Below are 8,957 nucleotides of genomic sequence, written 5' to 3' on the forward strand. Positions count from 1 at the left end.
TTAAATGAAAGCTAAAATATTTGCATTATCTATAATGGTCTGCGGAGCTTTAAGTTTATCCAGCTGTAAAACAGGATTGGATCTTGAACCTAATGACCGCCTTACTGATGCTCAACTATGGAGTGATCAGAGCCTGGTACTGATGTACACCAATAACTTTTATGCACAGTTACCAAGTGAATTCAACGGCATAATTTCACCTAGTTGGTTGTTGAGCAGCCTTACTGATGATGCCATGGTTCCTTCAACCAGTACATCCGCAACATCTGCTCGTGGTATTGCCAATCAACTTTTTGATGCCAGTAACTCGCCACTAAATTCAACCTGGAATAGCAGGTATACCTTTATCCGCAGGGCCAATTTATACCTGCAAAATATCGACAAGGTGCCGGGTGATCCTGCTTTGAATACCCGTTTAAAAGCTGAAGTAAGATTTTTACGTGCTTATTATTATTATGATCTGGTACAGTGGTTTGGGGGAGTTCCTATTATTACTACAGCACAAAATTATGATGATGTAGACTTATTCCGTCCAAGAAACACTATTGCTGAGTGTTATGATTTTCTGATCGCTGAAATGGATCTTGCGGCCAATGACTTGCCGACCTCTTATTCAACAGCTGATGCGGGTAGAATTACCAAGCAAGCAGCATTGGCAATAAAATGCCGTGTGGAGATGTTGAAAGGTGATTGGGCTACTGCAGCGGCAACAGCCAAAACGATCATGGATTTTAAGAAAAATCCATTGTTAGCTACCTATACAAGTGTGTTTACCACCCCTGCAGCAACTAATACTGAAGTAATATTGGCTGTTCAGCATAATAATAGTAAAGATGAACGTGGTACCCAGTTCGACTTATACTCTATGTCTCCTTATTACGGTGGGTCTGGAAGTAATTGCCCTACACAAAATCTTGTTGATGATTATGAAATGAAGACTACTGGTAAGGCTATTACCGATCCTACTTCAGGCTATGATCCTACTAAACCATATCTAAACCGTGATCCTCGCTTAGATGCAACCATCTTATATGATAACGTAGTTTTCAAAAGCAGAAACATGCAAATGTATACCGGTGGACAGGATGTTACTGTAAATACCGGATTAGGTATCACTGCTGAAAAAATTTCTCCAACAGGTTACTACCTGAAGAAATTTACCAATGAAGGAAATAACATTATGGATGCAAACGTGAGAAGCAGTTATAACTGGCCATTGATCCGTTTTGCCGAAGTTTTATTGAACTATGCAGAGTGTCAAAATATGGCTGTTGGTCCTGATGATAATGTTTACGATGCTATCAATCAAATCCGTAAACGTGCCGGTATGCCGAATCTTCCTGCTAATTTAACTAAAGAGGAAATGATATCTGTGATCCGTCACGAACGCCGCATTGAATTAGCATTTGAAGGTTTCCGTTACTGGGATGCTAAAAGATGGAAAACAGCGGAGAACTGGTTCTCAAGTGCTGCTAACCCGATTAGAAAAGCAACCATTACGTATGTTGCTGCAACAAATACCAGAACGTACGACTTTACTAAAACGGTTACTTACAACAGATCATTTTTGGAAAAACATTATGTGTTCCCAATTCCAAAAACAGAGATGGATAAGCCGGGTAACTTAATGATTCAAAATAAAGACTGGTAGTTTAAACCATTAAAATTAAATTCAATCAAAATAAACAAAAGGATAAGTGATGAAAAAGGTTCAAAAAATATTAATTCCAGCAATTGCACTGGGTATGTGCATGCAAAGTTGTTATGCTCAGGCAACTAAAAACACTGCCCCTGTAACAACTGCTGTTGCAGTAAGCAATAATGATGGCATTGAAGCAAGAAAAGCCAAGGCTTTAAATGGATTGACGGATTTTGCTACAGCTACTCCTGAATTTTTAAAAGCAATGAATGAAGCTGCTGCAGATAGAAACTTTAAACTGGCAGAACAGCTGTACTACGCTGCAGATTATACCAGCCTTTCGTTTGAACAGTACGAGAGATTATTTTATGATCCATCAGGCGAATGGGTAAATGATACCTATGGTGACGTTGGTTATACCAAAAAAGCATTTGTTTTACGCAAAGCTACTCCTCAGGAGCAGGAGAAAAAGATCGCATTGATCAAAGCTCGTTATGCACCTAAAACCGGTACCCCTATTGCCAATAACCTGGTTGCCATTAATGATAAATTGGTTAACCAGCCAGCGCCAGATTTTACGGTTACAACGCTTGATGGTAAAGAGGTTACACTTAGCAGCCTGAAAGGAAAGGTTGTAGTGTTAAACTATTGGTTTACGCAGTGCCGTGCATGTGTTGAAGAAATGCCTCAGCTTAACGCTATGGTAAGTAAATACAAAGGCAATAAAGATGTTGTTTTTCTTGCCCTTGATGTAGTTCCTCAAACCACTGTAGAAGATATTCAGAAGTTCCAAAAAAGGGTGACTTTCGACTATCAGATCGCATTGGGCGGAAAAGATGCAGCAGCAGCTTATGAGGCCAAAACATTCCCTGCAAATTACCTGATCGATAAAGACGGTGTAATCCGTATGGGTTGGGTAGGTGCAAACCCTTATTCAGTTATGGATATGGATAAAATGATCCCAACGCTTTTAAACGCTAAAGCTAAATAATAGCAATTAGCTGTCTTTAATTAGCAGCTAGCGCTAATCACAAAAAATCTTAGTTCAGGCATTGCAATTTGCAATGTCTGAACTTTAATAATCAACATGGGTATGTTAGGTAATAAAGTGTTTCTTTCATCTGTTTTATTTGTTTTGTTTTCAACGGGAATATTGAAGGCGCAAGTGGCGGATAATTCAAAAATCGATTCGGTTCAGAAGCAAACAGAGGCTCGCAAGGTTAAATACCTTAGCGGTCTTCGAAAAGTAAATTCAGATAAGGAATTGAAATATGCTGATTCAGTAGCGATAGCGAAAAATATTTTCCAGTCAGATATTCGGTTCTTATCTCAGGACTATCAGCGAATGCAATCAAATGAGTTCAATAGAATGATTGAAACCGGGGAGTATAAATGGATAGCGGATACATATGTTGATGCTGATTTTGTAATTAAGGCAAAAGTTGTTCGACCTGCCACTAAAGCGGAAGAGGACAAAGGGCTTAATGAACTTAAAGAATATTTTAAATCGCCTAAAGCCCTCGAATGTGAAAAGGTGATCAATTCACAACTAGGCAAACCGGCACCTGCATTTTCAGTTGTGGATGTAAATGGCGTTAAATACGACCTTAACGAATTAAAAGGTAAAGTAGTGGTATTAAACTTCTGGTTCATTGGCTGTGGCCCTTGCCGTAAGGAAGTGCCTAAACTGAATGAACTGGTAGAGAAATACAAAGACAAAGAGGTGGTGTTTTTAGCTTTTGAGGTGAACAATAATACGCCTGATAAAGTTAAAGCTATAACAGAAAAATGGTTCAAGTACACGCAGATCCCAACCAAAAGAACTGAAGTTGCTCAACAATATCAAGTGAAAGTTTACCCAACTTCTTATGTAATTGATCAGCAGGGGATAGTTAGGTTAGGTTTTTTTGCTTATAATCCATTCAAATTACCTGAACTGGATACTACTATTGAAAGTCTTTTAAAGCAAAAGCCGGCAAAGAAGTAATTGCAGATTAGTATATTTTATTACGGCTTTTAAAAAATAGAAAATGAAACTAAAACACATTCTTTTAAGTGTAAGCTGTCTGTTGGTAAGCTTTGCTGTGAATGCACAAGATAGATCGATCAACTTTGAGCACGACGCCACCTGGGCTCAGATCAAAGCGAAAGCGGTTAAAGAAAAAAAGATAATTTTTATGGATTGCTATACCAGCTGGTGCGGCCCCTGTAAAAAATTAGCCAAAGAAGTATTTACCTACAACGAGGTAGCCGACTATTTCAATACGCATTTTATTAATGCCAAATTTGACATGGAAAAAGGGGAAGGGCCTGATTTGGCAAAGCAGTATGGCGTTAAAGCGTACCCTACGTTGATCTTTATCGATGCTGAAGGTAAACTTATCAGCAAAAGAGAAGGTGCTTTAGAAATTTCAGCCTTGCTTGATTTTGCAAAAAAATCAGTTTCAGGTGAGTCCTTGGAATTCCTGCAAGCCGAATATAATAAAGGTAATACCAGTCCTGAGTTTATGAAAAAGTTCATGACTCGTATGGAGGGTCAGCGTGCAAATACTTCTGTGGTAATTGAAGATTACTTCACTAAGATTCCTCAGGAAAAATGGCAATCAGCTGATAACTGGTATTTCATTACCAGGTACGTTAAAAATGAGTCTTCACCGGTTTTCAAGTACGTGCTTCAAAATCAGCAGGCTTATGAAAAGAAATACACTGCGGCGGCTGTATCCGATTATTTTGTAGTAGTATATGGTAATACGATTCAGAAAACGGCAAATAGTATTTTCGCTGTAGATGATTTGAAAGACCTGAAAGAAAGATTCAGTAAAATGAGTTTTACCGGAAAAGGTAAACTTGAATTAGAATGTGACGCAGTTGCTGCGGATATCAGCAAAGATTATAAAACCTATGTCGACGTGATGGCGACTAAGTTTGCTAAATATCCGGAAAAGGATAAAGCCGATCACCTGTACAAAGTACACTACTTTTGCTGGAAAATGCTTTCGAAAACAGCCGATACAGCTGTTTTGAAAAAGGTGGCTGATATGGCAGCTGTATCGCTACAAATTCAAGATCCAGGATTTATGGATACTTATGCCAATCTTCTGTTAGAGATCGGCGAGTTCGACAAAGCCGTTGCAACAGAAGAAAAGGTAATTGCCTTGTTAAAGGTTAAAGCAAGTCCGGATATTACAATAGCGGCTTGCGAAAAACAGATTGAAAAGTTTAAACGCAGAAAAGCGCAGGCTACAGCTCAGTCTGTCGGAAAATCATAAAATATTAAAAGAAGGAGCGTCGGTAATGCCGACGCTCTTTCTTTTTTTATCAGCCAGTTAAGCAGCGTCAATACGGACCTGCTTTTTTTTACCCTATCAAACTAACCTGTCTAATTAAAATACACGGTCCATTTATCAAAAGCTTCCTTCTGCCAGGTAGTATCCATTAATTCCCTGATCTCCTTAGGTAATTCACTTTTGGCAACAATTACACTTTTACGCTGCAATAAACTTTTAAGATACAGCAGCTCTGAACTCTCATGGATGTTGATCAATTGCTTTTTCCAGGCGCTTGTTTTTTCAAACTGAGTCTCTCTTTTTAAAGCATTTTCATTGTCGTAGATCGAAATGATCTCTTTGTCGAGCTCAAAAGCTAAAGACGGCAAGAATTTATTATATACCAAAACAGGCCGTTGGGTAAATGATCTGGCCTTAATATAATCAGCAATTGGGGTGATGGCGTTAACCTTTAAACTGTTAAAATGCATCAATAAGGCTGAATAAATAAGAATGGTGGTGGTACTAATAGAAACCAAAAGGACTATGGCTCTCTGCTCCGTTTTTATCCGGAGACAACACATGATACTTATGAGCAAGGCAATTGCAGGAATGAGCATTAACCACCAGGGAAGGTTCCATTCTGGAAGAGCGAACTTGCAAACCAATAAAGCCAGCAAAATAATTCCTTGAAAGGTAAATACGATCCAACGCCAATACTGTTTCAATGGTTGCTCAAAATAATAAGCCGTTACTAAACTAAACCCCGCAAACAACGGCAAAATGTATAAGGTTAATTTTGAATTGGAGGCTGAGTATACAATAAAGGGTAAAACGATCCACCAGATCAGGATATTCTTTGCCAGCTTATGTGCTGGGTTTGATTGGTCACTAACAAAAAACTGTCGTATGAAAAAGATAAACCAGGGTAAGCTAACAGCCGGAAAAATGAGGATATAATAATAAAACGGCTTGGTCCTGGAAAATACATCAGCATGGAAAAACCGATCGTAAAAATGCCGTATAATAAAATAATAACCCAGATCTTGGTTTTCCCTGGTTACCAGTGCATACCATGAAAATGCCAAAAGTATAAAGACTGCTAGAGCCAGCAGGTACTGAAATTTGAAAAGAGGAGGCCTTGGCAATACCCATAGCAATCCAAATGCGGCCAATGCAGGCACTAATACAGCGGCATGCCCTTTTGTTAAAAATCCGAAACCTGCTGAAATGGCAACCAGCCACAAATAAGCGTTTCTCCTGGTCTTTAAAAATTGTATCCATCCATATAGGATCAATAGCACAAATGTTTGAAGAAAAGCATCCGTGGTAAGTGTGCGCACGGCGATCAGAACAATGGGTAGCGTGGCATAAATAATAGCGGCGAATTTGGCTATTGCCGCCTTCTCAAATAAAGCTAAAGCGATCTTATAAATAAGGTAAACCTGTAGTACATAGCTTATGATCAGAAAGAACCTTGTTGCAAATGGGTTAACTCCCCATACCCCAAAGCTTAAAGAAGTTAGCCAATAAGTTACCGGAGGTTTGTGAAAATGCCTTATTCCCAATAAGGTGGGTTCTATCCAGTTTTTTGAATGGTACATTTCCCGCGAGATTTCGGCATAACGGGCTTCGCTGGTTTCTACAACACCCCAAAACCCGGCGGTAACCAGCATTACAAATGCAAAAAGGAATACAAGCTGAAAAGTACTTTTTGATGAGCTATCCATATAAAAGAGCTGAATATCAATTGAAATTATTCAAAATGGATCAATCGTTTTCTCTGCTACCTAAAATGGGGTTATGGCCAATAGCAAACTCCGAAGGGCTCTTTTTATCGTTTGATCCATTTGGCTGTTTTCCGTTAAGGTTTTTACTGTATTCATTAATTTGATAGGAGATGACATTCCGCTGCATCCATCGCAATGCGATCGCGTCTATAACCGGGCCAAACAAACGGTTCCGAAAATTAAACTTTGATGTACCGGCATAACGCTTAAAATGCGGAATGGGAATTTGCTTCACAGTTCCTCCCAATATAGTTACCAGGTTGGGTATAAAACGATGCAATCCCTCATAAAAAGGTAGGCGTTTAGCTATATCTGTTTTAATGATCTTCAAAGGGCAACCCGTATCAATGATATTGTCATTTAGCAAAATTCTTCTGAGGTAATTGGCCAAAGAAGAGGTAGCCCTTTTAATCACCGTGTCTTGTCGAATTTGTCGATAACCCGTTACCAGGTCATATTGATCAATATGTTCCAGCAGCTTAAAAAAGTCCATTGGTGAGGTTTGCAGGTCGGCATCCAAATAACCCAGCAATGTACTGTTTGCATTATCTATACCCGCTTTTAAAGCCGTACTCAAACCATAATTTCGGTTTAATGATATGAAATGATAGTTCTTGTCGCTTATGCAAACGGTTTTAATCAGCTCCAGGCTTTTATCATTGGAGCCGTCGTTTATAAAGAGGATGGAGGTTGGTATTGACACTTTTTCCAGGAACTTATTAGTTTCCTTTACCAAAGGAAGAATACATTCTTCCTCATTATAAACCGGAATGAGAATCGTAAATGAATGATCCATATGAGTTTGGCGCTTGCTGGCTCTTATATTAATATAAGGGATAATTTTGAAGAAATTCTGAATTTAACTCATTAATTATGAGGTACAAACGAAATAGAAATTGCAAATGGTGTGCCCGGGAGGAGAGCTGTTTTGCAGCGTGTTGAAGAGTTAACTAGAAATAAAGTTTTTGCGGTTGACCGGACTAAGCCGGCTGTTTCATTAGCGACCTGATTATCGCTTCACTAAAACGTCAGATAATAGGTGGGGCAAAATGAGCTCTCTCGTTTGGGTTTGTCATAATGCTTATGATTGAAATGCATTTGTTCCCTGTTTAGTAAGGTGAAATTATCTATCCGAAATTAAGTTTTTATAGAAACACTTAGACAAGCAAGAGATCTGTTGAAAGGCAATTGTTAGAATTACTGATGCTGCCAGCATTTACCTCCAGAAGTAGCTGTCCTTTTACATCTATTTCCTTTTTTTGTTGTAGCTGTACATTGAGCCGAATAACGATTACTGGATGATGCCAATCGTTTCTTTTTCGATGATGAATAATAACTTGTAGAAGAAGTCGAAGAACATACTCCACAAGAGCCTCCTGCGCTACAATGTTTACATCTGGAACAATTTGAACATGCGGTACAATAAGCACTACCGGTACATCTGCCACAGCAGTTTGACTCTTCAGCTCTTAAATTAAGAAGAACAAATAAAGTAACGAGTAAAAATAGCAAGTAACGTTTCATTCAATTAGGTTTTAATTTCAGTTATTACCTTAGCGCTTATAATTAATTCCAAATCCACCCCATATAGTATATTTTCCTTTCAATGGTCGGTTATTATAATCTGATAGTTTAGCATCCGTTATTCCATCATGAATACTGGATAATTGCAATGTGTATAAAATATTACTTTGCAAACTTATTTTAGGACTTAGTTTGTAACCAATTCCGCTAGCAACTCCAATAGAAAATGGGGAATTAAAACCTTCCATTTTCAAGTTTTGGTAATTATTGTTTATACTGTTTTTACCTTTTGCTTCTAAGAACTGATTGTATGTTCCATTTATTTCAATTGGAAGAAATAAGGTTTTGGTAAGGTTAACCTCAAATTTAGTTATAGCTAATCGTAACTAATCCGTTTTTTCAATTGAGGGGTGGTTTGGGTCAGAAGGGTCTAAATGACCTATTGTTTCACGACGAGAAGTATTGTTTAAATAGCCAATGCCTATTCCGAGATTTAAGCCATTTAACGCTTCATAATAAATCCTCGGTTCAATTTTATAAGATAATCCTGCATCGTAATACCGATTCTCAATACCGTAGAAATTGTCTTTAAAACCTCCCGCAGAACCACTTAATTCAAGGCTCCATTTAGATTGTGCAAATAATAATTGAGTGGTAAATAAAATTATTGCCAATAATAAAGTCCTTTTCATATAACCGCTATTAATTTAGTTGCTGCCAATTAAAGCACGCAAAATA

The 8,957-nt window shown here is 38.2% G+C and carries 9 protein-coding genes; 4 read left to right on the forward strand and 5 right to left on the reverse strand.

Features of this window, described 5'->3' with window-relative positions:
• The first annotated feature begins 4 nt into the window (after window positions 1-4).
• The 4 genes from C3K47_RS10450 to C3K47_RS10465 all read left to right on the forward strand — a co-directional run bounded on the left by C3K47_RS10450 (window position 5) and on the right by C3K47_RS10465 (window position 4,908).
• Window positions 5-1,651, forward strand: a complete 1,647-nt coding sequence (locus C3K47_RS10450; protein ID WP_103789071.1) for a RagB/SusD family nutrient uptake outer membrane protein — start codon at window positions 5-7, stop codon at window positions 1,649-1,651.
• Between the two features lie 49 nt (window positions 1,652-1,700).
• Complete coding sequence (locus tag C3K47_RS10455) at window positions 1,701-2,630, forward strand: peroxiredoxin family protein (protein WP_114324634.1); 930 nt, start codon at window positions 1,701-1,703, stop codon at window positions 2,628-2,630.
• Between the two features lie 102 nt (window positions 2,631-2,732).
• Complete coding sequence (locus tag C3K47_RS10460) at window positions 2,733-3,626, forward strand: TlpA family protein disulfide reductase (protein ID WP_165784670.1); 894 nt, start codon at window positions 2,733-2,735, stop codon at window positions 3,624-3,626.
• A 43-nt stretch (window positions 3,627-3,669) separates the two neighbouring features.
• Window positions 3,670-4,908, forward strand: a complete 1,239-nt coding sequence (locus C3K47_RS10465) for a thioredoxin family protein (RefSeq protein ID WP_103789073.1) — start codon at window positions 3,670-3,672, stop codon at window positions 4,906-4,908.
• A gap of 110 nt (window positions 4,909-5,018) precedes the next feature.
• On the opposite strand, the gene C3K47_RS10470 is transcribed toward C3K47_RS10465, so the two are convergent.
• From C3K47_RS10470 to C3K47_RS10490, 5 genes are all read right to left on the reverse strand, one after another.
• On the reverse strand, window positions 5,019-6,635 hold the full coding sequence (locus C3K47_RS10470) for an ArnT family glycosyltransferase (RefSeq protein WP_103789074.1): 1,617 nt from the start codon (window positions 6,633-6,635) through the stop codon (window positions 5,019-5,021).
• 40 nt (window positions 6,636-6,675) lie between these two features.
• Window positions 6,676-7,491 carry a glycosyltransferase family 2 protein gene (locus C3K47_RS10475; RefSeq protein WP_103789075.1) on the reverse strand — a complete coding sequence of 272 codons (816 nt, stop codon included), beginning with the start codon at window positions 7,489-7,491 and terminating at the stop codon, window positions 6,676-6,678.
• A gap of 361 nt (window positions 7,492-7,852) precedes the next feature.
• Window positions 7,853-8,143: a hypothetical protein gene (locus tag C3K47_RS19510; protein WP_165784671.1), complete on the reverse strand. Its 291-nt coding sequence runs from the start codon at window positions 8,141-8,143 to the stop codon at window positions 7,853-7,855.
• Between the two features lie 105 nt (window positions 8,144-8,248).
• Window positions 8,249-8,473, reverse strand: coding sequence for a hypothetical protein (locus C3K47_RS10485; RefSeq protein WP_133159364.1), 225 nt, complete (start codon window positions 8,471-8,473; stop codon window positions 8,249-8,251).
• 132 nt (window positions 8,474-8,605) lie between these two features.
• Window positions 8,606-8,911 (reverse strand): hypothetical protein, encoded by a 306-nt coding sequence (locus tag C3K47_RS10490; protein WP_103789077.1) that lies wholly within the window; start codon window positions 8,909-8,911, stop codon window positions 8,606-8,608.
• Window positions 8,912-8,957 lie beyond the last annotated feature (46 nt).

The organism is Solitalea longa (assembly GCF_002920915.1).
Lineage (GTDB): Bacteria > Bacteroidota > Bacteroidia > Sphingobacteriales > Sphingobacteriaceae > Solitalea > Solitalea longa.